Source organism: Cupriavidus ulmosensis (assembly GCF_977008105.1).
Genome location: NZ_CDRMWP010000002.1, coordinates 1,786,568 through 1,810,699 on the forward strand (window position 1 = coordinate 1,786,568; position 24,132 = coordinate 1,810,699).

Below are 24,132 nucleotides of genomic sequence, written 5' to 3' on the forward strand. Positions count from 1 at the left end.
CTTGCCAGATACGTGCCCAGATGCGTGCCGCGCGCCGCTCAGGGATGCCTGAGCTCGACGCGCCCGATTTCCTTGACGATCACCAGATAGCTGATCACCGTCACCAGCGCGTTGGCGCCGACGAAGACCAGCGCGCCGTTGAACGAGCCGGTGGCGCCAAGGATATAACCGATCACGATCGGCGTGACGATGCCGGCAATATTGCCGAACATATTAAAAATACTGCCGGCCAGCCCGATCACTTCCTTCGGCGCGGTATCGGCCACCACGGCCCAGCCCAGCGCGCCGATGCCCTTGCCGAAGAAGGCCAGCGCCATGAAGCCCACCACCAGCCATTCGCTGTCCACGTAGTTGCAGGCCACCATGCTGACCGACAGCAGCATGCCGGCGACGATCGGCACCTTGCGCGCCATCGTGAGCGAATGGCCGCGGCGCAGCAGCGTGTCCGAGATCACGCCGCCCAGCACGCCGCCGAGAAAACCGCAGATCGCCGGCAGCGAGGCCACGAAGCCGGCCTTGAGGATGGACATGCCGCGCGCCTGCACGAGGTACACCGGGAACCACGTCAGGAAGAAATACGTAAGCACGTTGATGCAGTACTGGCCCAGGTACACGCCCAGCAGCATGCGGTTGGACAGCAGTTGCTTCACATAGAACCAGCGCGCGCCGGCGGGCTCCTTGCCGGCGCGGGCCTTGCCGCCGTCGCCGCTCATCTCGATCAGGCCGCCGCCCTGCCGGATGTGCTCCAGCTCGGCGCGGTTCACCGCCGGATGCGTGGCCGGGCTGCGCACCACCTTGATCCACAGGCCCGCCAGCACCATGCCGAACGCGCCCATCCACATATAAACGTGATGCCAGCCGAGCGCATGCGTGAGCCACGCCATCAGCGGCGTGAACAGCACCGCGGCGAAGTACTGCGCGGAATTGAAGATGGCCGAGGCGGTGCCGCGCTCGGCCGTGGGGAACCAGCTTGCCACGACCTTGGCGTTGGCCGGGAACGCCGGCGACTCCGCCAGCCCCACGGCGAAGCGCAGCACGAACAGCGTGGTGACGGCCGCGCCGACCGTGGCGAACACGCCGATAAAGCCCTGCAGCAGCGTGAACAGCGACCACAGGAAGATGCTGCACGCATAGATGCGGCGCGCGCCGAAGCGGTCGAGCAGCCAGCCGCCCGGGATCTGCGCCATCACGTAGGCCCAGCTGAAGGCGGAGAAGATGAAGCCCATCTGCACGGCGTCGAAGCCGAACTCCTGGCGCATGGCCGGGCCGGTGATGGAGAGCGTGGCGCGGTCGGCGTAGTTGACCGTCGTCACCACGAAGATCATCAGCAGGATCCAGTAGCGGACGTTGCTGCGGCGGGTGGCCTCGCCGGCCACGGTGAGGGTGTTGCTGGGATTCATGGGGTCTCCGGCAGGCCGGCCGCGCGCGTGGAGGCCCCCTTCCAACCGGTGCCGGCCACATCGAGACTGCCGCCGGCCTCGTGATATGTCATCGTATGACTGGAATTATAAGCACCTGGTTTCGGATGCGAAGCTAAGTGTTTACCCGATGTCGGGCTGCAGGACCGATTAGTCGCCGGGCGGCTTTGCCGATGGGACATGGCGTGCGGGAGAAGGCGTCCGAAGCGCTACCGCACCTGTCTTTCAGCGAGCTTTCAGGCATCCGTCGGGTATTCAGCGGACATTCGACGCGGAGCGGCGCATCGAAGCCGGTCCCCTGCCCGGCCGGCCAGCGCCGCCGCTTTCCGCCATCGCCACCTCCCACGGTCGCCCTCATGACAAATCCGCTTGCATAAACCCGGTCACAGTTGTACGATGACATATCTCAAGAACGAGTGCTCCCCACGGGAAGCACGGAGCCAACTGACCTAAACCTTGCCCTTGCGGCGCTCAGGACCAGCCATCATGACCACACCACAAGAACTCAAGCAGATCATCTCGGAAGGCCTGCTCTCCTTCCCCGTGACCGACTTCGACGCGCAAGGCGACTTCCGTCCCGACACCTACGTGGAGCGCCTCGAATGGCTGGCGCCCTACGGCGCCACCGCGCTGTTCGCCGCCGGCGGCACCGGCGAGTTCTTCTCGCTGACGCCGGACGACTATGCCAACGTGATCCGCACCGCCGTGGAAACCTGCGCCGGCAAGGTGCCCATCCTGGCCGGCGCAGGCGGCCCGACCCGCATGGCCATCGCCTACGCCAGGGAAGCGCAGCGCCTGGGCGCCAAGGGCATCCTGCTGCTGCCGCACTACCTGACCGAAGCCAGCCAGGAAGGCATCGCCAACCATATCGAGGAGGTGTGCAAGTCGGTCAACATCGGCGTGATCGTCTACAACCGCGCCAACTCCCGCATCAACGCGGAGATGCTGGAACGGCTGGCCGACCGCTGCCCCAACCTGATCGGCTTCAAGGACGGCGTGGGCGAGATCGAGCCGATGGTGCGCATCCGCCGCAAGCTGGGCGACCGCCTGTCGTACCTGGGCGGCCTGCCGACCGCGGAAGTCTATGCCGCGGCCTACAAGGCGCTGGGCGTGCCGGTGTATTCGTCGGCCGTGTTCAACTTCATCCCGAAGACGGCGATGGACTTCTACCGCGCCATCGCCGCCGACGACCACGCCACCACCAACCGCCTGCTCGACGAGTTCTTCCTGCCCTACCTGGACATCCGCAACCGCCGCGCCGGTTATGCCGTGAGCATCGTCAAGGCCGGCGCCAGGCTGGTCGGCCATGACGCGGGCCCGGTGCGCGCGCCGCTGACCGACCTGACCGAGCAGGAATGCGAGCAGCTCGACGCGCTGATCAAGAAGATGGGGCCGCAGTAAGCGGGCCGGCCGGCGGGCCGCCTCCGGGCCGCCGGCTGTCTTGCGCGGAGCCCGTCCCGGCTCCGCTCGCCGCCGCCGTTCCTTCCGCATCCTTTGCTTCCTCCGTCTCCTCCTCCCCCCTGCCGGCCCAGTTCCCCGCCTCGCGCTCCAGCCGCGCCCGCATGAAATCCATCAGCGTGCGCGTGGCCAGCGTGGGAAAGCGGTTGGGCGCGGTCAGCATGTAGATGCTGTCGCCCACGCCTTCGGGCTCGTATTCCGGCAGCACCGCCACCAGTTCGCCGCGCGCGATCTGGCGCCACACCGCATAGCGCGGCAGCAGCGCCACGCCGAGGCCGCCCGTCACCGTCTCGACCAGGAACGGGTAGTCGCCCGACTGGATGCGCGGCGCCACGCGCAGCATCAGTTGCGTGCCGGCCATCTTGAGCTTGAGATCGAAGCGTCGCCCCAGCGAAGCCGGGGAGATCAGATCGCAGCCCGCCAGCGCCTCGGCGCTCGCCGGCGCGCCGTGCCGCGCCAGGAAGTCCGGCGCCGCGCACAGGGTCCAGCCCACCGCGCAGATGCGGCGGGCCACGTGGTCGTCCGGCGGCTGGGAGGTGATCTTGAGCGCCACGTCCACCTCGGCGGACACGAGATCGCCGATGTAGTCGTTGATCAGCACCCGCAATGAGATGGCCGGATACTGCCGCGCGAACTCCAGCAGCACCTGCGCCAGGTAGAGATGGCCGAGGCCGGTCGGCAGGCGGATGCGCACGTCGCCGCGCACGGTCTGGCCGAGGCTGTCGATCGAGGTGCCGGCGGCCTGCAGCTCGTCCAGCATGCGCACGCCGTGGGCGTAAAGCAGGCGGCCCGCCTCGGTCAGCTCCACGTGGCGCGTGGTCCGCCGCATCAGTTGCGCGCCCATATGCTGCTCGAGCGCCTTGAGGCGGCGCGAGACGTTGGAGCGGGTCATGCCGCCGCGCTCGGCGGCGGCCGTGAGCGTCTTCGATTCGACCAGCGTGACGAACAGGCGGATCAGGTTGAGATCGAGATGTCCGAGGGTATTGTCAATCATGGATCAACACGGTTGGCACAGTCAGGCGGATTGTTACCGCGGGAGATGCGCCGTAGCATAAGCCATCCCCAGCCACCTGACGATTCCGCGTTCGATACCGATGGCCCAGACCCAGCCCCCGCACACGACTCATCCTTCCGCTTCGCCTGCCGACCTGCCCTTCGCCGGGCTGCGCGTGCTCGACATCAGCCAGGGCATCGCCGGGCCGTACTGCGCGCATATCCTGTGGCAGCAAGGCGCCGAGGTGGTCAAGGTCGACCCGCCCGCGGGCGACTGGGGCCGGCACGTGGGCGTGGTGCGCGGCGAGCACAGCGCGCTGTCGGTAGCCTACAACGGCGGCAAGCGCAGCGTCTGCGTCGACGCGGCCACCGATGCCGGCAAGACCCTGCTGTTCGACCTCGCGCTGCGGGCCGACGTGGTGGTGCAGAACTTCCGCCCGCAGGTGGCCGAGCGCCTCGGCGTGGGCTACGCCGCGCTGGCCGCGCGCGACCCGGCGCTGGTCTATGTGTCCATCAGCGGCTACGGCGCCGACGGCCCCTATGCCGACCATCCCGCCTCGGACTCGGTCATGCAGGCCGACAGCGGATTGATGTTCGCCAACCGCCTCGCCGACGGCACGCCGCGCCGCATCGGCATGCTGCTGGCGGACGCGGCCACCGGCCTGTACGCGGCGCAGGCGTGCGCCGCCGCGCTGTGCCGGCGCTTCCGCACGGCGGGCACCGGCGCCCACGTGGAATTGAGCCTGTTCGACGCCTGCTGCGCCTTGCAGGCCAACAACATCCTCGAATACGCCATCCAGGGCACGGCCGCGGCCGGCCCGGTCAGCGCGCCCAACGGCGTGTTCCCGACCCGCGACGGCAGCATCACGCTGCTGGCCCTCAACAATGCGCAGTTCGGCCGGCTCTGCCAGGCGCTCGGCCAGCCCGGCTGGGCCGCGGACCCGCGCTTTGCCGACAACGCCAGCCGCATGGCCCATGCCGGCTGGCTGCGCGACGCGGTCACCGATTGCCTCGCGCGCGAGCGCACCGCGCACTGGCTCGATGTGTTCCAGGCGCACGACGTGCTCCACGCGCCGGTGCGCGACCACCGGCAGGTGCTGGACCATCCGCAGGCGGCGCAGCAAGGCACCTTCCAGCAGATCGAGCAGCCGGGACTGGGCACGCTGCCGTTCGCCGGCATTCCCGCCCGCGGTCTGCGCCGCCCCACGGGCGCCGCGCCCCGCATCGGCGAGCACACCGAGGCCGTGCTGCGCGAATGGGGAGTCTCCCAGGACGATCTCGACCGCTGGCTGGCGGCCGGCGTGGTGCGGCAGGCAGCGGGAGCCGCGGCATGATGCGCGCCCTGCTGTGCGACCGGTTCGGCCCGGCCGAGGACGTGCGCGTGGCGGACATCCCCGCCCCCGCAGTTCTCGACCCTGCCGCACTCGACTCCGCTGCGCTCGACCCGCATGCGGTGGTGATCGCCGTCGAATACGCCAGCGTCAGCCACGCCACCGGCCTCATGGTGGCCGGACGCTACCAGACCAGGCCGCCGCTGCCCTTCGTGCCCGGCACCGAGGCGGTGGGCCGCGTGGTCGCCCGCGGCAGCGCGGTCACGCGCCTGCGCCCCGGCGACCGCGTGGTGGCCATCGCCGACTGGGGCTGTTTCGCCGAGCAGGTCTGCCTGCCCGAGTACACGGTCTACCCCATACCGGATGCGGTCGACACCCTGCGCGCGCTGCCGGTCCCGCTGTCCTACGGCACCGCCTACTGCGGGCTGGTGTGGCGCTGCGCGGTGCAGCCCGGCGAGACCGTGCTGGTGCTGGGCGCCGGCGCCGGGGTCGGACTGGCGGCGGTGGAGATCGCGCGCGAACTCGGCGCGCAGGTCATTGCCTGCGCCAGCACCGAAGCCAAGCGCGAGGAGGCGCTGCGGCGTGGCGCGGCGCACGCGCTGGCCCCCGAAGACCTCGCCGCCGCCGTCAAGCGCGTGACCGGCGGGCGCGGCGCCGACGTGGTGGTGGACCCGGTGGGCGGCGACCTGTTCGACCAGTCGCTGCGCGCGGCCGCCGCCAACGCCAGGCTGCTCAGCGTGGGCTTTGCCAGCGGGCGCATCCCGCAGGCGCCGCTGAACCTGCTGCTGGTCAAGAACCTGACGCTGCACGGCTTCTTCGTCGGCCGCTATATCGGCTGGACGCCCGCCAACGAGCGCGCGCAGCACGCGCCCGCGCTGCAGGCCGTGATGCAGACGCTGCTGGCGTGGGCCAGCGCGGGAAAAATTCGGCCGACCGTGTCGAAGGTGTACCCGATGACCGGGCTGGCCGAGGCGCTGCACGCGCTCGAAGCCCGCCAGGTGGTCGGCAAAGTCGCGATAAAAATCCAGGAGACAGAACCATGCACCACCACGCCGGCCGCAGGGCCGCAACCGGGCTAGCGCTGCGCGCCGCCACCCTCGCCACCGCCACCGTCGCCATCGCCATCGCCTGCGCCTTGGGCGGGGGGGCCGCGCGCGCCGCCGACGACTACCCGCAGCACCCGATCCGCCTGGTGCTGCCCTATCCGCCGGGCGGCCCCACCGACCTGCTGGCGCGCGTGGTCGCCGTGCGCATGGGCGACACGCTCGGGCAGACCGTGGTGGTGGACAACCGGCCCGGCGCCAGCGGCATGATCGGCGCCGAGAACGTGGCCAAGTCCGCGGCCGACGGCTACACGCTGCTCGCCAACGCCTCGCTGCACGTGATCAACCCGAGCATCTACCCCAAGATGCGCTATGACGCGTTCCGCGATTTCGTGCCCATCACGCAACTCGCGGACGTGCCGCTGGTGCTGGTGGTCAACAACGAGTCGCCGGTCAAGACCGTGCGCGACCTGATCGCCCTGGCCAAGGCGCGCAACGGCAGCCTCAACTTCGGCTCGGCCGGCAACGCCTCGGCCCAGCAGCTTGCCGGGGAATCGTTCAAGATCGCCGCCAGCGTGTCGATGCAGCACGTGCCGTACAAGGGCAGTTCGCCCGCGCTGACCGACCTGATGGGCGGGCAGATCCAGCTCATGTTCGACTCGATGCCCTCGGCCATGCCGTTCATCAAGGCCGGCAAGCTGCGCGCGGTGGCCGTGACCACGCTCAAGCGCGCCCGCGCGCTGCCGGATGTGCCGACCGTGGCCGAATCCGGCCTGCCCGGCTTCAACATCAGCACGTGGTACGGCTTGTGGGCGCCGCGCGGCACGCCCGGCCCGGTGGTCGAAAAGCTCGCGGCCAACGCCGCGCAGGCCCTGCGCCAGCCCGACGTGCAGCGCCAGTACGCCGAGATGGGCGCCGAGCCGGTCGGTTCGTCGCCGGCCGAGTTCGCGCGCTACACGCAGGCCGAAGGCAACAAATGGGCCGAGATCGTGCGCAAGTCGGGCGCCAAGGCGGACCAGTAGAACCCCGCGCAGGCATGTCGATCCCGTAACCGGCGTTCGCGCATGCCGCGGATGCGGGCGCCCGGGCGTCCCCGCCCACACATTTCGCGCCGCACCGCCCGCCGCCCCGCATGCGCGCCGCGGCACCGCGCCGCCCCCGGTTTGATCCAGCGCAATGGCCATGCGACATGGCGCCAGAGATGGCGCCGTGGCACATATAGTTCTTGAGCACCGCAAGCGGACACGGCCGGGCTGCCGCAATGGCCCTGTCCCGATGGCCGCCGGCGGCGCCCCGATAGCCATATCCGCGTGCTGGAGACAATGATGCCTGTGATGCTGAGCCCTCACGAGATCGCAGCCCTGATGATCCTTAACGATTCGGCGCGCCATCGCGAGCTGGATCCCGCCGACATCGGCGCGCTGGTCGAGCGGCAGCTGGTGCGCCTGGAAGCGCCGGTGCCCGGCTGCAAGCGGATGCATGTGACCGGAGACGGCCATCGTTTCCTGCGGGCCATCGGCTGGCTCTGCTAGCCGCCCGCGCTGTCCTTTCCATCCGCCTTCACCCGAAGCTCCCGCCAGCAGCGCATCGACCACGCCGGCCGGCACGCTGCCCGCGGCCACGTACCGCACATGACCTGAACGAGGCTTGCCATGAACCAGGAAAAACTGCTGACGTACCAGCCTGTCGCCGGACTGCTGCCGAGGCCCTCGGCCGGCACGCCGGCGAAGACCATCGCGCTGCCGGCGCCGGACATGACCACCGGGCTGCCGCTGATGGGCGCGCTCTGGCAGCGCCACAGCACGCGCGAGTTCGGCACGGAGGCGCTGTCGCTGCACCGCCTCGGCGAGCTGCTGTGGGCCGCCAACGGCATCAACCGCGCCGCCGCCGGTGGGCATACGGCGCCCTCCGCCCACGGCATCCACGAGATCGACGTCTACGCCGCCCTGCCGGGCGGCCTGTACCGCTACGATCCGCAGCAGCATTGCCTGCTGCTCAAGCGCGACATCGACGCGCGCGGCCTGACCGGCTACCAGGACTTCGTCAAGGAAGCGGCGCTCGACCTCGTGTACGTGGTCAACCACGGCCGCATGACCGGCATGCCCAGGCAGCAGCAGGACGTGTTCTCGGGCGTGGCCGCCGGCGCCATCGCCCAGAACGTCTATCTCTACTGCGCGTCCAGCGGGCTGGCCACCGTGGTGCGCGGATGGCTGAACCAGCGCCAGCTCGCGGAAGCCATGTCGCTCAACGAGGACGAGGTGCCGGTGCTGGCGCAGTCGGTCGGGTTCCCGGCGGCCGGCGGCGCGGCGCAGTAACCCCGGCCGCGCGGCCTACAGCGCGAAGCTGTCCGCGCGCGCCAGCGGCCAGTATTTCTCGTAGAGCTGGTAGCGGAAGTTGCCGTTGAGCAGGTCGCCCGGCGCGAGGAACTTGAGCAGCTCGGACATCAGCCGCACCTCGTTGGGCGAGATGCGGCGCACGATGTGGTGCGGCTCGAGGTCGCCCGGATGCTGCAGGCCGGCCGCCTGCAGCAGTTCCTGCAGCGCGTGCAGGGTCTGGCGGTGGAAGTTGGCCACGCGCTGGGCCTTGTCCGGCACCACGATGGCGCGCTGGCGCACCGGGTCCTGGGTGGCCACGCCGACCGGGCAGCGGTCGGTGTGGCATTTCTGCGCCTGCACGCAGCCCAGCGCGAACATGAAGCCGCGCGCGGAGTTGCACCAGTCGGCGCCGGTGGCGAGCGTGCGCGCCACGTCGAAGGCGGTGATGATCTTGCCGCTCGCGCCGATACGGATCTTGTCGCGCAGGTTCGCGCCGACCAGCGTGTTGTGGACCAGCAGCAAGCCTTCCTGCAGCGGCACACCGATGTGATCGACGAATTCAAGCGGCGCCGCGCCGGTGCCGCCTTCGGCGCCGTCGACCACGATGAAGTCGGGCAGGATGCCGGATTCGAGCATGGCCTTGACGATGCCGAAGAATTCCCACGGATGGCCGATGCAGAGCTTGAAGCCGGTGGGCTTGCCGCCCGACAGGTCGCGCAGGCGCTCGACGAACTGCAGCAGGCCCAGCGGCGTGGAGAACTCGCTGTGGGTGGCCGGCGAGATGCAGTCCTCGCCCATGCCGATGCCGCGCGTGGCGGCGATCTCGGGCGTCACCTTGGCCGCCGGCAGCACGCCGCCGTGGCCGGGCTTGGCGCCCTGCGAGAGCTTGACCTCGATCATCTTGACCTGCGGCGAGCGGGCCTGCTCGGCGAACTTGTCGGGGTCGAAGCGGCCGTCGGCGCGGCGGCAGCCGAAATAGCCCGAGGCCACTTCCCAGATCAGGTCGCCGCCCTCGGCGCGGTGGTAGGGCGAGATCGAGCCTTCGCCGGTGTCGTGGATGAAGCCGCCGATCTTGGCGCCGCGGTTGAGCGAGCGGATCGCATTGCCGGACAGCGCGCCGAAGCTCATCGCCGACACGTTGAACACCGACAGCGAGTACGGCTGGGCGCGGCCCTCGCCGACGGTGATGCGGAAGTCGGCCGACGGGATGCGGGTGGGCGCGAGCGAGTGGCTGATCCATTCGTGGCCCGCCAGGCGCACGTCGATCTCGGTGCCGAAGGGCCGGCTGTCGACCTCGTTCTTGGCGCGCTGGTAGACCAGGCTGCGCTGCTGGCGCGAGAACGGCATCTCGTGCGTGTCGTCCTCGATGAAGTACTGGCGGATTTCCGGGCGGATGAATTCGAAGAAGAAGCGCAGGTGGCCCCAGATCGGGTAGTTGCGCAGGATGGAGTGGCGCGACTGGCCGATGTCGCGCAGGCCGACCAGCAGCAGCGCGACCGGCACGGCGAGCCAGCCCGGCGAGATGCGGTGGACCGCGGCGAGGACCGCGCAGGCGAGCAAGGCCAGCGCGGACAACCACACCGCGCCGTAACGACGAGAAAACATGGATGCTCCTAGGTGCCGGCCCCGGGCCGGCGGCCCCGCGATTATCGCCGTTCCGCGCGAATCCGGCATGGTGGCGGTTGCCTCGCCGGATGCCGCGCATGGCGGCCGCGCGGGCGGCGCTGCAAAGAAAAAGGAGCCGGCAAGCGGCTCCTTCTCTCAAGCTGCATTCAGGCTTCCCCGTGGAAGCCCGGCACAGTCGCCGGTCAGGCGGCGGCCGCGTCCTTCAGCTTCTTCAGCGGGCGCACCTTGACCTTGACGCTCGCGGGCTTGGCCGGGAACCAGCGCTCTTCACCGGAGAACGGGTCCTTGCCGAAGCGCTTCTTCTTGGCCGGCACTTGCTGCGCCGTGACCTTCATCAGGCCGGGCAGCGTGAATTCGCCGGCGCCCTTCTTGTGCAGCGCGCTGACGATGGTGTTTTCCAGATGGGCCAGCACCGTCTTCACGGCCTTGGCTTCCAGCTGGGTCTGGGCTACCAGGTGAGCGACCAGGCTCGACTTGTTGAAGGTTTCCTTCAGCGGCTTCGGTGTTACCGCAGCAGCGGGAGCAGCCTTCTTGGCCGGCGCGGCCTTCTTGGCAGCAGCCTTTACGGGTGCTTTGGTTGCCGGTGCCTTCTTGGCAGCGGTCTTGGTTGCAGTCTTCGCGGTCGGATTCGCTTTGGTCGCCATATCGATAAATATGAGTTGAACAGAAGGATGTCGCACGGGATGTGGCACCCGATGCCGCGCTGGTTCTTGACCAGCCGGCTGTCGGCGCGCGACACCGACTGAATCATAGCGGAAACGAGCGCACGTCAAGGGGTTTTCGTGCTTGTCGATGCAAAAAGCGGGGTTTTCCCCGGGTTTTTCCGGGTTTTTTCCTGTCGTGGTGCGCCGTTGTGTCGCGTGGAAGCAGCAGCGCGCACCGCTTTGGCCCCTGAAAACAAGGGGTAAACACGAAAACGGGGAACGCGAGGCGCGCTCGCGCGCGGTACCGGCGGCGGAAAAAAATCAGCAACGTCCTAGTCATGCGTCGAGTCCGAACGCGAACACCGGCCCGAGCAGCAGCGCGCCGAGCGCGATCATCAGCAGCCCGCCGTCGAGGTGCTTCCACTCGTGCAGCACGGCGCGCGCGCCGGCGTGCGGCCAGAACAGCGCGATCACGCCGAGCAGCACCGCCGCGACCGCGCCGGCCAGCAGCAGCGCGCGCCGTGCCGTGCCGGACCGGCGGCGCGAAGGACTATCATTGGGGACGCGAAGGTCTGGCATGGCAGGCTCCCGGAAAGGCGGCAACGACGAAGGCGCCGATTGTGGCGAGCACTCCCTGAACCGCGCCTGAGCGCCGCGTTCAGCCCCCGTTCAGCCTCCGTTCAGCCAGGCCCGCGCACCATGCGTCCACCATGCGCCCGATGAAGACAGACCCCGCCGCCCGCCGCCCCCGCTGCCGTTTTCGCTACCCGCTGCCGCTGCTGGCCGCGCTGTCGCTGCTGTGCGCCGCGGCGCCCGCGCATGCCGACAAGGACGCCGACCGCGCGCGCGCCGCGGTGCAGTCGGGCGAGATCCTGCCCCTCACCCGCATCCTGGAGACGGTCGCGGCGCAGTACGCCGGCGACGTGATCGGCGTCAAGCTCGACCACGACGACGGCCTCTGGCAGTACGAGGTCAAGCTGCTGCTGCCCACCGGCGCGGTCGCCAAGCTCGAATACGATGCCCGCACCGCGGCCCTGCTCAAGGCCAAGGGGCGCGATCTCGACCAGGCCCGCAAGAAACCCTGAAGCCCGCATGCGCATCCTTCTGGTGGAAGACGAAGCCACGCTCGCCGCCCAGGTCCACGCCAGCCTGGCCGACGCCGGCTACGCGGTCGACACCGCCGCCGACGGCATCGACGGCTGCCACCTCGGCGCCACCGAGCCGTACGACGCCGTGGTGCTCGACCTCGGCCTGCCCGGGCTGGACGGCCTGTCCGTGCTGCGCCGCTGGCGCGCGGCGCAGGTCAACGTGCCGGTGCTGATCCTGACCGCGCGCGACAGCTGGACCGACAAGGTCGAAGGCATCGACGCCGGCGCCGACGACTACCTCGCCAAGCCGTTCCGCATGGAAGAATTGCTGGCCCGCATCCGCGCGCTGATCCGCCGCGCCCACGGCATGCCGGCGCCGGAGCTGGCCTGCGGTCCGCTGCGGCTGAACCCGCGCACCGGCATGGCCACGGTGGACGGCGCGGCCGTGGTGCTGACCGCGCACGAGTTCAAGGTGCTGGACTACCTGATGCACCACCCGGGCGCCATCGTCAGCAAGGCCACCCTGACCGGGCATATCTACGCGCAGGATTTCGACCGCGACAGCAACACCATCGAGGTCTTCGTCGGCCGCCTGCGGCGCAAGCTCGGCGTGGACGTGATCGAGACCGTGCGCGGCCAGGGCTACCGGCTGCGCCCGCCGCCCGCGCCGGCAGGAGACTGAGCCATGCGCCAGTCGCTCGCGCTGCGCCTGCTCGCGGTGGCGGCCATCTGGCTGGCCGCCGCGCTCGGCGGCACCGGCTGGCTGCTGTCCACGCTGTTCGCCCGCCACGTCAACCAGACCTACGTGCGCCAGCTCGACAACCAGCTCGCCAGCCTCGCCGCCGCGCTGGACTGGAGCGCCGACGGCAAGCTCGCGCTGACGCGCGCGCCGGCCGACCCGCGCTACGAGCTGCCCTACTCCGGCGCCTACTGGCAGGCGCAAGGCGGCGGCAGCACGCTGCGCTCGCGCTCGCTGTGGGACGCGGACATGCCCACCACGGTGGACAGCCGGGTCGCCGGCAGCCACGCCGAGGTGCGCCCCGGGCCCAACGGCCAGTCGCTGCTGGTGGTGTCGCGGCCGATCGTGCTGGCCTCGGCCGATGCGCCGGTGACGCTCTCGGTGGCGCTCGACCGCACCGAACTGCGCGCCGCGCGCCAGGCGTTCAACCGGCTGCTGGCGTGGTCGCTCACGGCGCTCGGCGCCGGGCTGCTGCTGGCGGTGGCGGCGCAGGTAAAGTTCGGGCTGGCGCCGCTGGCGCGGCTGCGCCAGGCGCTGGCGGCGATGCAGGCGCGCCGCGAAAGCCGGCTGGGCGGCACGTGGCCGGCCGAAGTGGTGCCGCTGGTCAGCGAGATCAACAGCCTGCTGGCGCGCAATGCCGACGCGCTGGCGCGCTCGCGCCGGCAGGCCGCCGACCTCGCCCACGCGGTCAAGACGCCGCTGGCCATCCTCGCCAACGAGGCCGCCCGGCTGCCCGGCGACGCCGCGCGCGCCGCCGCCGCGCAGGTCGAGGCCATGCGCCGCCAGGTGGACCGCCACCTGGCGCGCGCGCGCGCGGCCGGCGCCGCCAGCGCGCGCGGCGCGCGCATCGAGGCCGGCCCGGCCGCGGCCGAGCTGGCGCGCGCGCTGGCCCGCCTGCATGCCGGGCGCGCGATCGCCATCGAGGTGGAAGGGGAAGGACACTTTGCCGGCGACCGCCAGGACCTGATCGAGATCCTCGGCAACCTGCTCGACAATGCCTGCCAGTGGGCCGCCTCGCGCGTGCGCGTGACGCTGGCCGAACGCGGGGAAATGCTGGAAGTGCGGGTGGAGGACGATGGCCCCGGCATGCCGGAGGCGGCGCGCGAGCTGGCCACGGCCCGCTTCGCGCGGCTCGACGAAACCGCCGCCGGCAGCGGCCTGGGGCTGGCCATCGTCAGCGAGATGGCCGCGCTCTACGACGGCGGCCTGGAACTGGGCCGCGGGGAGCTGGGCGGGCTGCTGGCCCGCCTGACGCTGCCGGCGGGCCAGCCCTGAAGCCGGCGCGCCGGCTTCAGCAGGCCGAGGCCGCGGTCATCTTGAAGATGCCCTGCGCGTTGCCGGCGTCGAAGGACAGGTCCAGCGTGCCGGCGGTGCCCTCGGTGGCGGGCACGAAGTCGCGCGTGATGAACTCGTAGAACGAGCCCGGCACGGTGCGCTTCACGATGGCGCCGTCCGCGCCGACGAAACCGCGCTCGACCGGATCGGCCTTGAACGCGGTCTGCAGCACGCGGCCCGAGCGCGAGACTTCCACCGTGTCCTTGATCGGGCGGCCCAGGCCGCGCTGCGCGTCGGCCACGGCGCGCACGTCGGCCACGCGGTCGGTGGCGTGGTTGAAGGCGTTGCCCTCGGTGGAGATCCAGGCCATCTCGGCCGATTCCTTGAGCAGCAGCTCGTAGTCGGCCAGCGCCGGCGCGGCGTGGTGGCGCTCGAAGCAGGCGGCCAGTTGCGGCACCAGGCGCGCGGCGTCGGCCAGCGGCAGGCTGGCATCGCGCTCGAGCACGGCCAGCAGCACCACGGCGTCCTCGCCCAGCGGGTCGGCGGAGCCCGACACCACGCGCGACACGGCGGCCTGGAATTCGGCGCTGAAGCGCTCCGGATGCAGTTCGCTGAGGAAATACTGGGCGATGTCGTCGGGCAGGTCGGCGTGCGCGTAGGAGCGGCCGGTCATGCCGATGCGCTCCAGCGGATAGGTGCCGTTGAGGCGGTAGCCCAGTGGCCCCAGGATGCGGGTGAAGGCGATCTCGCCGCCGGGCAGGCTGCCGCAGTCCCACTTCACGGTGCGCAGCGCGCCGTGGTCGAACACCACGCGGCCGCCGGACCGGATCACGTCGCGGGTGTAGGCCATGCCAGTCGGCACGCGCTCGAGGATGCCGGCGAACAGCACCATGTTGAGGGCCTGCGCCACTTCGGCGCGGCTGGCCGTGTCGCCGCCAGCGTTCAGCAACTCGGGCGAAACATTCATCAATTGCAGCAACTCGGTTGCCTGTGCTTCGCCACAGATGGTTTCGAGCAGGCGTTGCAGATTCGGCTTGGTCATGGTCAATACGCTGGAAATCGTTTGTTTTCGGGGGACGGCGGGAGCCTGGAGCCTCCCGGCGGCCTTATTGTGAGACCGCGCGGGACTTCGTACAATTGATAACTTCGCACCAACTTCCTTCCCAAAACGCACTATGCGCAAAGGCATACCCAGCCTCACCGCGCTGCAGATGTTCGAGGCCGCAGCGCGGCTGGGCAGCTTCACCCGCGCCGCCGACGAGCTGGCCGTGACCGAAAGCGCGGTCTGCCGGCAGATCGCCGCGCTCGAGGCGCGCCTGGGCGTGCCGCTGTTCCACCGCATCCGCAAGCGCATCGCGCTCACGCCGGCCGGCAGCACCTATGCCGAGGAAGTGCGCGAACGGCTGGACCAGATCGAGCAGGTCACGCTGGACGTGATGGCGCAGCGCCCGCGCGGGCGCGCCATCGAGCTGGCCATCGGCCCGACCTTCGCCAGCCAGTGGCTGATCCCGCGCCTGCCGCAGCTGGCGCAGGCCCTGCCCGACCTCACGCTGCACCTGTCGGCGCGCACCGAGGCATTCGAGCTCAGCGATACCGCCTTCGACGCGGCGATCTACTACGGCGAGGGATTGTGGCCGGGCACCGAGGGCGAGCGCATCCTGCAGGAAGGCCCCTCGGTGCCGGTGTGCAGCCCGTCGCTGCTGGGGCGGCGCAAGCGGCTGGACCTGGCGCAGTTGCTGGCGCTGCCGCTGCTGCACCTGACCACCCGCCTGCGCGCGTGGCACGACTGGCTGGCGGCGGCGGGCGCGGCGCTGCCGGCGCAGGCCATGCGCGGCCCGCGCTACGACCTCTACACCATGCTGGCGCAGGCCGCCGCCGCCGGCGTGGGCGTGGCGCTGATTCCGCGCATCCTGATTGCCGAGGAGCTGGCGCAGGGCCGGCTGGTGATGCCGCTGGCCGCGCTGCCGGCCGAGGCCGAAAGCCGCAAGGCCTATTATTTCGCGCACCGGCGCGGGCTGGCGCCCGACGACAAGGTGCTGCAGCTGCGCGGCTGGCTGCTGGCGCAGGCCGCGTAGGCGGCCGTCCGCTCAGTGCGCGTGGGCGCTGACGGCCTCGCGCGTGTCGCGCGCCAGGCCGAGCGCGAAGGCGGTCTCGGCCACCAGGAACAGCGGCCCCACCACCAGGCCGGACAGGTCGTCGACGAAGGCGGGCTTGCGGCCTTCGTAATAGTGGCCGACGAACTGGATCACCCAGCCGATCACGAACAGCCCGATGCCCCAGGCCAGCCAGGCGCCGGTGGACAGCGCCGCCAGCAGGCCGCCCACATAGACGAAGCCCGCCAGGATCGCCGTCATGGCCAGCCCGAAGCCGGCCGACAGGCGCAGGTAGAACAGGCACGACAGCGCGTACAGCACCATCGCCGGGGTCAGGTAGGCCGGGCCCTCGCCGAGCGGCATGGCCGGGCGCGCGAGCAGCGTGGTCACGGCCAGGACGATCATCGGAATGCCGATAAAATGCGTGAACACATTGCGCGGATCGCGGTGGTAGGCCGCGTAGTTCGCGAGGTGGTCGATCAGTGTTTTCAACTGTGTCTCCTGCCGTCCCGCGAACGCCGCCGCTCGCCGTGCGGCTTATGATGGGGCCGGATGTGGCGGTATGGTAAAGGGGCGCCGGCACGCGGGTCTGTCCGGTTTTTGACAGTCCCCGGCCGCCCCGGCAGAGGGAAAACACCAAGCCCGCCAGGCCAGACAAAAACACAGGAGACGACGATGCCCGCAACGCCACGCGCGCAGCCGGCGCAGGCGCCCGACCCGCTGCCGGTGCTGCGCGCGGGAAGCTGGTTCGCCGCGCTGCCCGCGGCCATGCAGGACGCGCTGCTGCGCGACGCCACGCCGCGCCGGCTGGCCGCCGGCCAGTTGCTGTTCGCGCGCGGCGACGCCTTCGACGGCATCTTCGCGGTGCTCGCCGGCACGCTGCAGATCGACGCCCACAGCGCCGCCGGCAAAGCCGCCCTGCTCGGCCTGCTGGTCCCGGGCGCGTGGTTCGGCGAGATCTGCCTGTTCGACGGCCTGGCGCGCACCCACGACGCGCACGCCACCAGCGCCGCCACCGTGCTGCACCTGCCGCGCGACAAGCTCTACGCCATGCTGGCGCAGCATCCGCAATGGTGGCGCGAGTTCGGCAAGCTGCTGGCGGCCAAGACGCGCGAGGCCTTTCATTACGTGGAAGAGACCCAGGTGCTGCCGCCGCTGGCGCGCACTGCGCGCCGGCTGGCGGCGATGGCGCAGGCCTACGGCGACCTGCCCGCCGGCGGGCGCCGCTCCGTGCACATCCCGCAGGAGCAGCTCGGCCAGATGCTCGGGCTGTCGCGCCAGACCGTCAACCACGCGCTGCGCGAGCTGGAAGCGCGCGGGCTGCTGCGGCTGCATTACGCCGATATAGAACTGCTCGACGTGCCGGCGCTGCTGGCGCTGTCCTGACCCCGCATGACGATACCCATGACCACACTGAACACGCCGACCACGCTGAGCGCCCCGCGCCTGCAAGCCTATCTCGACCACATCGGCCACCCTCATCCGCCGGCCCCCGACCGCGCCGCGCTCGACAGCCTGATCGCCGCGCACCTGGCGCGGATTCCGTTCGAGAACATCGACGTGCTGCTGCAGCGGCCCGTGCGCATCGGCATCGACGCCGTGTTCGACAAGCTGGTAAGCCGGCGCCGCGGCGGCTATTGCTTCGAGCACAACACCCTGCTGGCCGCCGCGCTGCGCGCGCTCGGCTACGGCGTCACGGCGCTGGCCGCGCGCGTGCGCTGGCACGTGCCGGACGCGGTGCCGACCATGCAGTCGCACATGCTGCTGCGCGTGGAAGCCGCGCACCTGAGCCATATCGTGGACGTGGGCTTCGGCGGCCCCACGCCGTACCGCGCGCTGCCGCTGCCGCCGGCCGGCGAGGCCGATCCCGCGTTCCCCTACCGGCTGGCCCCGGCCCCGGCGGATGCCGCGCCCGCGGCCTTCCACCAGTACGACATGGAAGCGCGCGGCGCCGAGGGCTGGTTCCGCCTCTACCGCTTCGACCTCTCGCCGCAGCAGGAGATCGACTACGAGCAGCGCAACTGGTACACCGCCACCCACCCGGACAGCCTGTTCCGCAACAGCCTCACCGTGGCGCGCTCGCAGGGCGAGGCGCGGCTCACCCTGCTCGACGGCGACTTCCACGTGCGCGCGGCGGACGGCAGCGTGCAGCGCGAACGGCTCGATGCGCCCGATGATGTGATCGCGCTGCTAGCCGGGCGCTTCGGCCTGGCGCTGGAGCCGGCCGACGCGCAGACGCTGAAGGCGATGCTGCCGGCGCTGTTGTCGGCATCGCGCGCCGGCTGAGCGCCGGCCGCGTGTCAGGCGCCGGCCGGCTGCGTCTCGAATCCGGCCTGCGCGAGCAGCGCCGGCAAGCCGGTCTCGCCGACCAGGTGCAGCGCGCCGACCACCACCAGCGCCGGCGTGCGCGTGGCGATCAGCGCCAGGATCTTCGGCAGCCACAGCCGGTTGCGCGCGTCGACCAGGGCCGCCAGCGTGGCCGGCCACTGCGCGCGCCGCTGCGCCAGCAGCGCGGCGAACGGCGCGGCCTGCCCGCCGCGCCACCAGCGCACCATGTCGGCCGGCTCGGCGGCGGCCAGCGCGGGCTGCGCGGCGAAGAACGCCAGCATGCCGAGCTGCTCGTGCAGCGGCACGTCGCGCAGCAGGCGCAGCGCCTCGCCGGCGTCTTCGAGCGCCTCGGCGGGCAGGCCGTCCGCCCGCGCGCGCATCCACAGGTAGCGGTCCACGCCGTGCTGCGCCACGATGCCCTGCCGCGCTGCCAGCGCGAACTGCAGGTGCAGCGCCGCGAACACCGGACGCAGGCGCTCCAGCTCGGCGGCGGGCAGGCCGAAGTCCTGCCACAGCGCCCGCACCTGCCCGAGCACGGCGGGCGCGAGATGCCGGCCGAGGCCGTCTCCTTCCGGGAAATAGGCCGCGCCGCCGTCCGGCACGCGGTCCAGCGCGACCTCGAAGACCACGCGCGAGGCCGCGCGGTAAGCCTGTTCCGCCGCCGGCGCCAGCGCCGTGAGCGGCGCATCGAGTACGTGGATGGCGCCAAGCAGGGCGACGCCGGTGTTCCTGATCTGCCAAAGCATGAAGCGTATCTCCCCGGCGCGGGCAATGCCGCCGCCGCGCCGCCAGCATACCGCCTCCCGCTGTGCAGAACACGGCCATGCACCGCGTGAATTGCCGGCAGAAAAAACACTGATAAGCCGTGCCGGCCGCCGCTTTGCGTGTGGACTGGGCCATGCCGCCCGACCATAATCTACCGGGCGGTAGCATTGCGCGGCGCGCCGGCAGGTCCGGCGGGTCTGGCTTCCGCGCCCGCATCCCGATCACGCTTTTCATAAAACATCCGGTCCCGCGCGGCGAGGACCCGGACATCTGGAGACACGCATGTCATTGTTCGACCTGACCGGCAAGGTTGCCATCGTCACCGGCTCTTCGCGCGGCATCGGCCGCGCCATCGCGGAGCAGATGGCGGTACAGGGCGCCCGTGTGGTGATTTCCTCGCGCAAAGCCGAGGCCTGCCAGGAAGTCGTCGACGCCATCAATGGCAGGCATGGCGCCGGCACCGCCATCGCCGTGCCCGCCAACATCTCCTCCAAGGAAGACCTGCAGCGGCTGGTCGACGAGACCAGCCGCGCCTTCGGCAAGATCGACGTGCTGGTCTGCAACGCCGCCTCCAACCCCTACTACGGGCCCATGAGCGGCGTCACCGACGAGCAGTTCCGCAAGGTGCTGGACAACAACGTCATCTCCAACCACTGGCTGATCCAGATGGTGGCGCCGCAGATGATCGCGCGCCGCGACGGCTCCATCATCATCGTGTCGTCGATCGGCGGGCTGCGCGGCTCGCCCACCATCGGCGTGTACAACGTGTCGAAGGCGGCCGACTTCCAGCTCGCGCGCAACCTCGCGGTGGAGTTCGGCCCGCACAACGTGCGCGTGAACTGCATCGCGCCGGGGCTGATCAGGACCGACTTCGCGCGCGCGCTGTGGGAAGACCCGGAGCGCTACAAGCAGTCGACCCAGGGCGCGCCACTGCGCCGCATCGGCGAGCCGGTGGAGATCGCCGGCGCGGCGGTGTTCCTGGCCTCGGCGGCCAGCACCTTCATGACCGGGCAGGCGATGGTGGTGGACGGCGGCGTGACGATCTGAGCCGCGCGGGCACGCCCGTGCCCGCGCGCCCGCCCGCTGTTCCCGCTGTTCCCTCGGGAGTCCGCCGCCAGCGGGCTCCATTCCGCCATGCAGTCAGGGAGGCACCGATGCCGAACCAACCGCAAGCGGCCGCGTCCTGGCCGGCCATCAGCCTGGCCGAGGCGCATGCCCGCCTCACCGCGCCCGGCGCGCCGTTCGAGACCGAGACGCGCGTCATCCGCGGCATTCCCACCACCATCTTCAGGAACGCGCCGCCCACGTTGCGCGAGCTGTTCCTGCTCGCCCGCGCGCAGGGCGGCAAGACCTTCGTGGTCTATGAGGACGAGCGGGTCTCGTACGACGCCTTCGGCCGCGCCGCGCTGACGGTGGCGCACGCGCTGGCCCGCGACGGCGTGCGCAAGGGCGACCGCGTGGCGCTGGCCATGCGCAACCTGCCCGAGTGGCCGGTGATCTTCTACGGCGCGCTGCTGGCCGGCGCCATCATCACGCCGCTCAACGCCTGGTGGACCGGCGCCGAGCTCGAATACGGGCTGGCCGATTCGGGCAGCCGGGTCGCCTTCGTCGACGACGAGCGCCTGGGCCGCATCCTCGAACACCTGCCCGGCTGCCCCGCGCTGGAAAAGGTCTACGTCAGCCGCGCCGGCGCCGCGCGCGGCGACGCGCGCATCGCCGCGCTGGAAAGCCTGCTCGGCGCGCCCGATGCGTGGGCCGCGCTGCCCGCGCTGCCGGTGCCGGACATCGCCATCGAGCCGGACGACGACGCCACCATCTTCTACACCTCCGGCACCACCGGCAAGCCCAAGGGCGCGCTCGGCACGCATCGCAACTCGGCCACGGTGGCGGTGGCCGGCCTGTTCAGCCCGATGCGCAACTGCCTGCGCCGCGGCGAGCCGATTCCCGCGCCCGATCCGCTGGCGCCGCAGAAAGGCATGCTGCTGTCGGTGCCGTTCTTCCACGTCACCGGCTGCATGGCGGCGCTCAACGGCGCGCTGGCCAACGGCAGCAAGATCGTGCTGATGCGCCGCTGGGAGCCGGTGCGCGCGATGGCGCTGATCGAGCGCGAGCGCTGCACGGCGGCGGGCGGCGTGCCGACCATCGCGTGGCAGCTCATCGAGCATCCCGAGCGCGCGCGCTTCGACCTGACCTCGCTGGAGAACATGAACTACGGCGGCGCGCCCGCCTCCGCCGAGCTGGTCCGGCGCATCACCGAGGTGTTCCCGCATTCGGCGCCGGGCATCGGCTGGGGCATGACCGAGACCTCGGCCACCTTCACCAGCCACAGCGCCGAGGAATACGTGGCGCGCCCGGAAAGCAGCGGCCCTGCGCTGCCGGTGGGCGAGATGAAGATCGTGGACGGGCGCGGGCGCGCGCTGCCCGCGGGCGAGACCGGCGAGCTGATGGTGCGCGGCGCGAACGTGGTGCGCGGCTACTGGAACAAGCCCGAGGCCACCGCGCAGGCCTTCGTGGACGGCTGGCTCCGGACCGGCGACATCGCGCGGCTGGACGAGGACGGTTTTCTGTACATCGTGGACCGCATGAAGGACATGCTGATCCGCGGCGGCGAAAACATCTACTGCATCGAGGTCGAAAGCGCGCTCTACGGCCACCCCGCGGTGATGGACGCGGCGCTGGTCGGCATCGCCCACCGCACGCTGGGCGAGGAGCCGGCCGCGGTGGTCGCGCTGAAGCCCGGCGCGCAGGTCACGGAAGCCGAGCTGCAGGCCTTCGTGGGCGAGCGGCTGGCCGCGTTCAAGGTGCCGGTGCGGATCGTGTTCTGCCCGGAGATGCTGCCGCGCAACGCCAACGGCAAGATCCTGAAGTCGACGCTGCGCAAGATGTTCGATGCGGCGGCCTGACGCTGGCCCGACGCGGCCACGGCGGCACGGCTGCGTGCCGGCCCCGCGTTCCGCGCCGCGCCGCTCAGCCGCGCCCGACGAACGGCATCTTGGTGGCCATCACGGTCATGAACTGCACGTTGGCGTCGAGCGGCAGGTTGGCCATGTGGACCACCGAGCTGGCCACGTGGGCCACGTCCATGAGCGGCTCCGGCGCGATCTCGCCGTTGGCCTGCGGCACGCCGCGCGCCATGCGCGAGGCCATGTCGGTGGCGGCGTTGCCGATGTCGATCTGGCCGCAGGCGATGTCGTGGGCGCGGCCGTCGAGCGAGAGGCTCTTGGTCAGGCCGGTGATGGCGTGCTTGGTGGCCGTGTACGGCACCGTGTTCGGCCGCGGCGCGTGCGCCGAGATCGAGCCGTTGTTGATGATGCGCCCGCCGCGCGGGCTCTGCGACTTCATCAGCGCGAAGGCCGCGCGCGAGCACAGGAACACGCCGGTCAGGTTGGTGTTGACCACCGCCAGCCACTGCTCCACCGACAGTTCGTCGATCGGCACCGCCGGCGCGTTGATGCCGGCGTTGTTGAACAGCACGTCGAGCCGGCCGAATTCCTTGCGGACCGTCTCGAACAGGCGCTCCACCGAGGCCGGGTCGCCCACGTCGCACTGCACCGCCAGCGCGACGTGGCCGTCCGCGCGCGCCTGCGCGGCCAGCGCCTCGATCGATTCGGCCGTGCGGCCGGCGAACACCACGCGGTAGCCCGCCGCCAGCAGCGCCTGCGCCACCGCCTTGCCGATGCCGCGGGCCGCGCCCGTCACCAGCGCCACCTTGCCTTGCTGAGTCATGTTGTCTTCTCCGATGCTTGATTGGAATTGCAGCGGGCCGGGCCCGGGGCCTGGCCCGCCGGATGGGAATGCGTGGACGATGCTGGACGATGCGGATATGGCGGGAAGCGGGATCCCGGCGGCGCTACCTGATCGGAATCGGCGTGTCCGCCCCCACCGGCACCGCGGTCACGCTGTTCTGCGGACTGCCGGAGACGATGCGGTCGGAATACGTGAGGTAGACCAGCGTGTTGCGCTTGCGGTCCACCGTGCGCACCACGTGCAGCGCCTTGAACAGGATCGACATGCGCTCGGAGAACACATTGTCCTGCTGGCGCAGCGGCTCCTTGAACGAGATCGGGCCCACCTGGCGGCAGGCGATCGAGGCTTCGGCCGGGTCCTCCGCCATGCCCAGCGATCCCTTGATGCCGCCGGTGCGCGCGCGCGACACGTAGCAGGTCACGCCCGCCACCACCGGATCGTCATAGGCTTCGATCACCACCTTGTCGGAGCCCGTGATGCGGAAATTGGTGCTGACGCTGCCGATCTCCTCGGCCCGCGCCGGCAGCGCGAGCGCCAGCAGCGCCGGCACGGCAAGGGCAAAAGCGAGCTTGCGCTTCATCATGGTCTGCATGGCCGCGCCCATCGTCTCAGGACGCCTTGCCGGTGATCTCGTCATGCCGTTTTTCCATTTCCTGGCGCAGCTGGCGGCGCGCCTGCGCGGCGGCGAAGCGCTGGCGCTCCACCTCGTCGCGCGGCTGCAGCGTCGGCACCTCGGCCGGGGCGCCGTTGTCGTCCACCGCCACCATCGTGAAGTAGCAGCTGTTGGTATGGCGCACCAACTTGCTGCGGATGTTCTCCGTCACCACCTTGATGCCGATCTCCATCGAGCTGCGGCCCGTGTAGTTGACCGCCGCCAGGAACGTCACCAGTTCGCCGACGTGGATCGGCTGGCGGAACACCACCTGGTCCACCGACAGCGTCACCACGTAGCGCCCCGCGTAGCGGCTGGCGCAGGCATAGGCCACCATGTCGAGATACTTGAGGATGGTGCCGCCGTGCACGTTGCCGGAGAAGTTGGCCATGTCCGGTGTCATCAACACGGTCATGGAAAGCTGGTGGGACAGGTCATTCATGATCAAAATCCGGATTCTGGGGGCTGCCGGGCAGGTCCGCGAAGGCCCGCGCCGATGCCCGGCAGTGTAACCCGGAACGGCCGCGCCGCCGCGCCCGCGCGGGCGGGGACGATGCCGCCGGCGATACCGCCGGAGACACGGGCAATGAGATGCGGGAGATGGGAATGCGGGACGA

At 70.7% G+C, this 24,132-nt stretch carries 25 protein-coding genes; 14 read left to right on the forward strand and 11 right to left on the reverse strand.

Features of this window, described 5'->3' with window-relative positions; translation table 11 throughout:
• Positions 1–38 precede the first annotated feature (38 nt).
• A complete protein-coding gene (locus tag ACWTPI_RS27615) occupies positions 39–1,400 on the reverse strand; it encodes an MFS transporter (RefSeq protein WP_454740529.1) in 1,362 nt (453 codons plus the stop codon).
• A gap of 504 nt (positions 1,401–1,904) precedes the next feature.
• Here ACWTPI_RS27615 and kdgD point away from each other — a divergent pair.
• Positions 1,905–2,819 carry a 5-dehydro-4-deoxyglucarate dehydratase gene (kdgD, locus tag ACWTPI_RS27620; RefSeq protein WP_059411608.1) on the forward strand — a complete coding sequence of 305 codons (915 nt, stop codon included), beginning with the start codon at positions 1,905–1,907 and terminating at the stop codon, positions 2,817–2,819.
• Here kdgD and ACWTPI_RS27625 read toward each other — a convergent pair.
• Entirely contained in the window at positions 2,797–3,870 is a 1,074-nt protein-coding gene (locus ACWTPI_RS27625; RefSeq protein WP_454733327.1) for a LysR family transcriptional regulator, read from the reverse strand. The genes kdgD and ACWTPI_RS27625 overlap by 23 nt on opposite strands.
• A 100-nt stretch (positions 3,871–3,970) precedes the next feature.
• Between ACWTPI_RS27625 and ACWTPI_RS27630 the strand changes: the two genes are divergently transcribed.
• The 5 genes from ACWTPI_RS27630 to ACWTPI_RS27650 all read left to right on the forward strand — a co-directional run bounded on the left by ACWTPI_RS27630 (position 3,971) and on the right by ACWTPI_RS27650 (position 8,558).
• Positions 3,971–5,203: a CaiB/BaiF CoA transferase family protein gene (locus ACWTPI_RS27630; RefSeq protein WP_454733328.1), complete on the forward strand. Its 1,233-nt coding sequence runs from the start codon at positions 3,971–3,973 to the stop codon at positions 5,201–5,203.
• A complete protein-coding gene (locus tag ACWTPI_RS27635) occupies positions 5,203–6,279 on the forward strand; it encodes an NADPH:quinone oxidoreductase family protein (RefSeq protein WP_454734027.1) in 1,077 nt (358 codons plus the stop codon). The genes ACWTPI_RS27630 and ACWTPI_RS27635 overlap by 1 nt, the downstream gene beginning before the upstream one ends.
• Positions 6,240–7,265, forward strand: a complete 1,026-nt coding sequence (locus tag ACWTPI_RS27640; RefSeq protein ID WP_454733329.1) for a tripartite tricarboxylate transporter substrate binding protein — start codon at positions 6,240–6,242, stop codon at positions 7,263–7,265. Before ACWTPI_RS27635 ends, ACWTPI_RS27640 begins: the two co-directional genes overlap by 40 nt.
• A gap of 300 nt (positions 7,266–7,565) precedes the next feature.
• Positions 7,566–7,775: a hypothetical protein gene (locus tag ACWTPI_RS27645; protein WP_454733330.1), complete on the forward strand. Its 210-nt coding sequence runs from the start codon at positions 7,566–7,568 to the stop codon at positions 7,773–7,775.
• A 120-nt stretch (positions 7,776–7,895) separates the two neighbouring features.
• On the forward strand, positions 7,896–8,558 hold the full coding sequence (locus tag ACWTPI_RS27650) for a SagB/ThcOx family dehydrogenase (RefSeq protein WP_020205732.1): 663 nt from the start codon (positions 7,896–7,898) through the stop codon (positions 8,556–8,558).
• A 15-nt stretch (positions 8,559–8,573) separates the two neighbouring features.
• On the opposite strand, the gene ACWTPI_RS27655 is transcribed toward ACWTPI_RS27650, so the two are convergent.
• The 3 genes from ACWTPI_RS27655 to ACWTPI_RS27665 form a co-directional block, all read right to left on the reverse strand.
• Positions 8,574–10,163: an FMN-binding glutamate synthase family protein gene (locus tag ACWTPI_RS27655; RefSeq protein ID WP_454733331.1), complete on the reverse strand. Its 1,590-nt coding sequence runs from the start codon at positions 10,161–10,163 to the stop codon at positions 8,574–8,576.
• A 203-nt stretch (positions 10,164–10,366) separates the two neighbouring features.
• Positions 10,367–10,828: an HU family DNA-binding protein gene (locus ACWTPI_RS27660; protein ID WP_029044185.1), complete on the reverse strand. Its 462-nt coding sequence runs from the start codon at positions 10,826–10,828 to the stop codon at positions 10,367–10,369.
• Between the two features lie 336 nt (positions 10,829–11,164).
• Positions 11,165–11,407, reverse strand: a complete 243-nt coding sequence (locus ACWTPI_RS27665; RefSeq protein ID WP_454733332.1) for a hypothetical protein — start codon at positions 11,405–11,407, stop codon at positions 11,165–11,167.
• Positions 11,408–11,547: 140 nt separating this feature from the next.
• Between ACWTPI_RS27665 and ACWTPI_RS27670 the strand changes: the two genes are divergently transcribed.
• Genes ACWTPI_RS27670 through ACWTPI_RS27680 form a run of 3 tightly spaced genes read left to right on the forward strand, consistent with a single transcriptional unit; the run spans position 11,548 to position 13,930 of the window.
• The gene (locus tag ACWTPI_RS27670) at positions 11,548–11,913 is read left to right on the forward strand and encodes a PepSY domain-containing protein (RefSeq protein WP_063922984.1); all 366 of its coding nucleotides are present in this window, start codon (positions 11,548–11,550) and stop codon (positions 11,911–11,913) included.
• A 7-nt stretch (positions 11,914–11,920) separates the two neighbouring features.
• Positions 11,921–12,598 (forward strand): response regulator transcription factor, encoded by a 678-nt coding sequence (locus ACWTPI_RS27675; protein WP_059411602.1) that lies wholly within the window; start codon positions 11,921–11,923, stop codon positions 12,596–12,598.
• Positions 12,599–12,601: 3 nt separating this feature from the next.
• On the forward strand, positions 12,602–13,930 hold the full coding sequence (locus ACWTPI_RS27680) for a sensor histidine kinase (RefSeq protein WP_454733333.1): 1,329 nt from the start codon (positions 12,602–12,604) through the stop codon (positions 13,928–13,930).
• A gap of 16 nt (positions 13,931–13,946) precedes the next feature.
• On the opposite strand, the gene ACWTPI_RS27685 is transcribed toward ACWTPI_RS27680, so the two are convergent.
• Positions 13,947–14,897: a DUF1338 domain-containing protein gene (locus ACWTPI_RS27685; RefSeq protein WP_231586447.1), complete on the reverse strand. Its 951-nt coding sequence runs from the start codon at positions 14,895–14,897 to the stop codon at positions 13,947–13,949.
• A 208-nt stretch (positions 14,898–15,105) separates the two neighbouring features.
• On the opposite strand from ACWTPI_RS27685, the gene ACWTPI_RS27690 reads away from it, so the two are divergent.
• A complete protein-coding gene (locus ACWTPI_RS27690) occupies positions 15,106–16,005 on the forward strand; it encodes a LysR substrate-binding domain-containing protein (RefSeq protein WP_020202806.1) in 900 nt (299 codons plus the stop codon).
• Between the two features lie 12 nt (positions 16,006–16,017).
• Here the strand turns inward: ACWTPI_RS27690 and ACWTPI_RS27695 are convergent, their stop codons facing one another.
• Positions 16,018–16,515: an Mpo1 family 2-hydroxy fatty acid dioxygenase gene (locus ACWTPI_RS27695; protein ID WP_020202807.1), complete on the reverse strand. Its 498-nt coding sequence runs from the start codon at positions 16,513–16,515 to the stop codon at positions 16,018–16,020.
• Between the two features lie 183 nt (positions 16,516–16,698).
• On the opposite strand from ACWTPI_RS27695, the gene ACWTPI_RS27700 reads away from it, so the two are divergent.
• Positions 16,699–17,409 (forward strand): Crp/Fnr family transcriptional regulator, encoded by a 711-nt coding sequence (locus ACWTPI_RS27700; RefSeq protein WP_454733334.1) that lies wholly within the window; start codon positions 16,699–16,701, stop codon positions 17,407–17,409.
• An 18-nt stretch (positions 17,410–17,427) separates the two neighbouring features.
• Positions 17,428–18,309 carry an arylamine N-acetyltransferase family protein gene (locus ACWTPI_RS27705; protein ID WP_454733335.1) on the forward strand — a complete coding sequence of 294 codons (882 nt, stop codon included), beginning with the start codon at positions 17,428–17,430 and terminating at the stop codon, positions 18,307–18,309.
• Between the two features lie 14 nt (positions 18,310–18,323).
• Here the strand turns inward: ACWTPI_RS27705 and ACWTPI_RS27710 are convergent, their stop codons facing one another.
• Positions 18,324–19,097 (reverse strand): TraB/GumN family protein, encoded by a 774-nt coding sequence (locus ACWTPI_RS27710; protein ID WP_454733336.1) that lies wholly within the window; start codon positions 19,095–19,097, stop codon positions 18,324–18,326.
• Between the two features lie 301 nt (positions 19,098–19,398).
• On the opposite strand from ACWTPI_RS27710, the gene ACWTPI_RS27715 reads away from it, so the two are divergent.
• Positions 19,399–20,163 carry an SDR family oxidoreductase gene (locus tag ACWTPI_RS27715; RefSeq protein WP_020202811.1) on the forward strand — a complete coding sequence of 255 codons (765 nt, stop codon included), beginning with the start codon at positions 19,399–19,401 and terminating at the stop codon, positions 20,161–20,163.
• A 107-nt stretch (positions 20,164–20,270) separates the two neighbouring features.
• Positions 20,271–22,019 carry a class I adenylate-forming enzyme family protein gene (locus ACWTPI_RS27720; protein WP_454733337.1) on the forward strand — a complete coding sequence of 583 codons (1,749 nt, stop codon included), beginning with the start codon at positions 20,271–20,273 and terminating at the stop codon, positions 22,017–22,019.
• 64 nt (positions 22,020–22,083) lie between these two features.
• On the opposite strand, the gene ACWTPI_RS27725 is transcribed toward ACWTPI_RS27720, so the two are convergent.
• The 3 genes from ACWTPI_RS27725 to ACWTPI_RS27735 all read right to left on the reverse strand — a co-directional run bounded on the left by ACWTPI_RS27725 (position 22,084) and on the right by ACWTPI_RS27735 (position 23,957).
• Positions 22,084–22,842 carry an SDR family oxidoreductase gene (locus tag ACWTPI_RS27725; RefSeq protein WP_059411596.1) on the reverse strand — a complete coding sequence of 253 codons (759 nt, stop codon included), beginning with the start codon at positions 22,840–22,842 and terminating at the stop codon, positions 22,084–22,086.
• A 124-nt stretch (positions 22,843–22,966) separates the two neighbouring features.
• Positions 22,967–23,443: a CreA family protein gene (locus ACWTPI_RS27730; RefSeq protein ID WP_454734028.1), complete on the reverse strand. Its 477-nt coding sequence runs from the start codon at positions 23,441–23,443 to the stop codon at positions 22,967–22,969.
• Positions 23,444–23,471: 28 nt separating this feature from the next.
• The gene (locus ACWTPI_RS27735) at positions 23,472–23,957 is read right to left on the reverse strand and encodes an acyl-CoA thioesterase (protein ID WP_029043566.1); all 486 of its coding nucleotides are present in this window, start codon (positions 23,955–23,957) and stop codon (positions 23,472–23,474) included.
• Between the last annotated feature and the right edge of the window lie 175 nt (positions 23,958–24,132).

Coding starts and splice junctions, on each gene's coding strand:
- ACWTPI_RS27655 (WP_454733331.1), bottom strand. CDS start 10,163: ATGTTTTCTCGTCGTTACGGCGCGGTGTGGTTGTCCGCGCTGGCCTTG.
- ACWTPI_RS27715 (WP_020202811.1), top strand. CDS start 19,399: ATGTCATTGTTCGACCTGACCGGCAAGGTTGCCATCGTCACCGGCTCT.
- ACWTPI_RS27675 (WP_059411602.1), top strand. CDS start 11,921: ATGCGCATCCTTCTGGTGGAAGACGAAGCCACGCTCGCCGCCCAGGTC.
- ACWTPI_RS27665 (WP_454733332.1), bottom strand. CDS start 11,407: ATGCCAGACCTTCGCGTCCCCAATGATAGTCCTTCGCGCCGCCGGTCC.
- ACWTPI_RS27630 (WP_454733328.1), top strand. CDS start 3,971: ATGGCCCAGACCCAGCCCCCGCACACGACTCATCCTTCCGCTTCGCCT.
- ACWTPI_RS27710 (WP_454733336.1), bottom strand. CDS start 19,097: ATGCTTTGGCAGATCAGGAACACCGGCGTCGCCCTGCTTGGCGCCATC.
- ACWTPI_RS27680 (WP_454733333.1), top strand. CDS start 12,602: ATGCGCCAGTCGCTCGCGCTGCGCCTGCTCGCGGTGGCGGCCATCTGG.
- ACWTPI_RS27720 (WP_454733337.1), top strand. CDS start 20,271: ATGCCGAACCAACCGCAAGCGGCCGCGTCCTGGCCGGCCATCAGCCTG.
- kdgD (WP_059411608.1), top strand. CDS start 1,905: ATGACCACACCACAAGAACTCAAGCAGATCATCTCGGAAGGCCTGCTC.
- ACWTPI_RS27650 (WP_020205732.1), top strand. CDS start 7,896: ATGAACCAGGAAAAACTGCTGACGTACCAGCCTGTCGCCGGACTGCTG.
- ACWTPI_RS27615 (WP_454740529.1), bottom strand. CDS start 1,400: ATGAATCCCAGCAACACCCTCACCGTGGCCGGCGAGGCCACCCGCCGC.
- ACWTPI_RS27705 (WP_454733335.1), top strand. CDS start 17,428: ATGACCACACTGAACACGCCGACCACGCTGAGCGCCCCGCGCCTGCAA.
- ACWTPI_RS27660 (WP_029044185.1), bottom strand. CDS start 10,828: ATGGCGACCAAAGCGAATCCGACCGCGAAGACTGCAACCAAGACCGCT.
- ACWTPI_RS27730 (WP_454734028.1), bottom strand. CDS start 23,443: ATGAAGCGCAAGCTCGCTTTTGCCCTTGCCGTGCCGGCGCTGCTGGCG.
- ACWTPI_RS27625 (WP_454733327.1), bottom strand. CDS start 3,870: ATGATTGACAATACCCTCGGACATCTCGATCTCAACCTGATCCGCCTG.
- ACWTPI_RS27735 (WP_029043566.1), bottom strand. CDS start 23,957: ATGAATGACCTGTCCCACCAGCTTTCCATGACCGTGTTGATGACACCG.
- ACWTPI_RS27685 (WP_231586447.1), bottom strand. CDS start 14,897: ATGAATGTTTCGCCCGAGTTGCTGAACGCTGGCGGCGACACGGCCAGC.
- ACWTPI_RS27635 (WP_454734027.1), top strand. CDS start 5,203: ATGCGCGCCCTGCTGTGCGACCGGTTCGGCCCGGCCGAGGACGTGCGC.
- ACWTPI_RS27670 (WP_063922984.1), top strand. CDS start 11,548: ATGAAGACAGACCCCGCCGCCCGCCGCCCCCGCTGCCGTTTTCGCTAC.
- ACWTPI_RS27640 (WP_454733329.1), top strand. CDS start 6,240: ATGCACCACCACGCCGGCCGCAGGGCCGCAACCGGGCTAGCGCTGCGC.
- ACWTPI_RS27645 (WP_454733330.1), top strand. CDS start 7,566: ATGATGCCTGTGATGCTGAGCCCTCACGAGATCGCAGCCCTGATGATC.
- ACWTPI_RS27700 (WP_454733334.1), top strand. CDS start 16,699: ATGCCCGCAACGCCACGCGCGCAGCCGGCGCAGGCGCCCGACCCGCTG.
- ACWTPI_RS27725 (WP_059411596.1), bottom strand. CDS start 22,842: ATGACTCAGCAAGGCAAGGTGGCGCTGGTGACGGGCGCGGCCCGCGGC.
- ACWTPI_RS27690 (WP_020202806.1), top strand. CDS start 15,106: ATGCGCAAAGGCATACCCAGCCTCACCGCGCTGCAGATGTTCGAGGCC.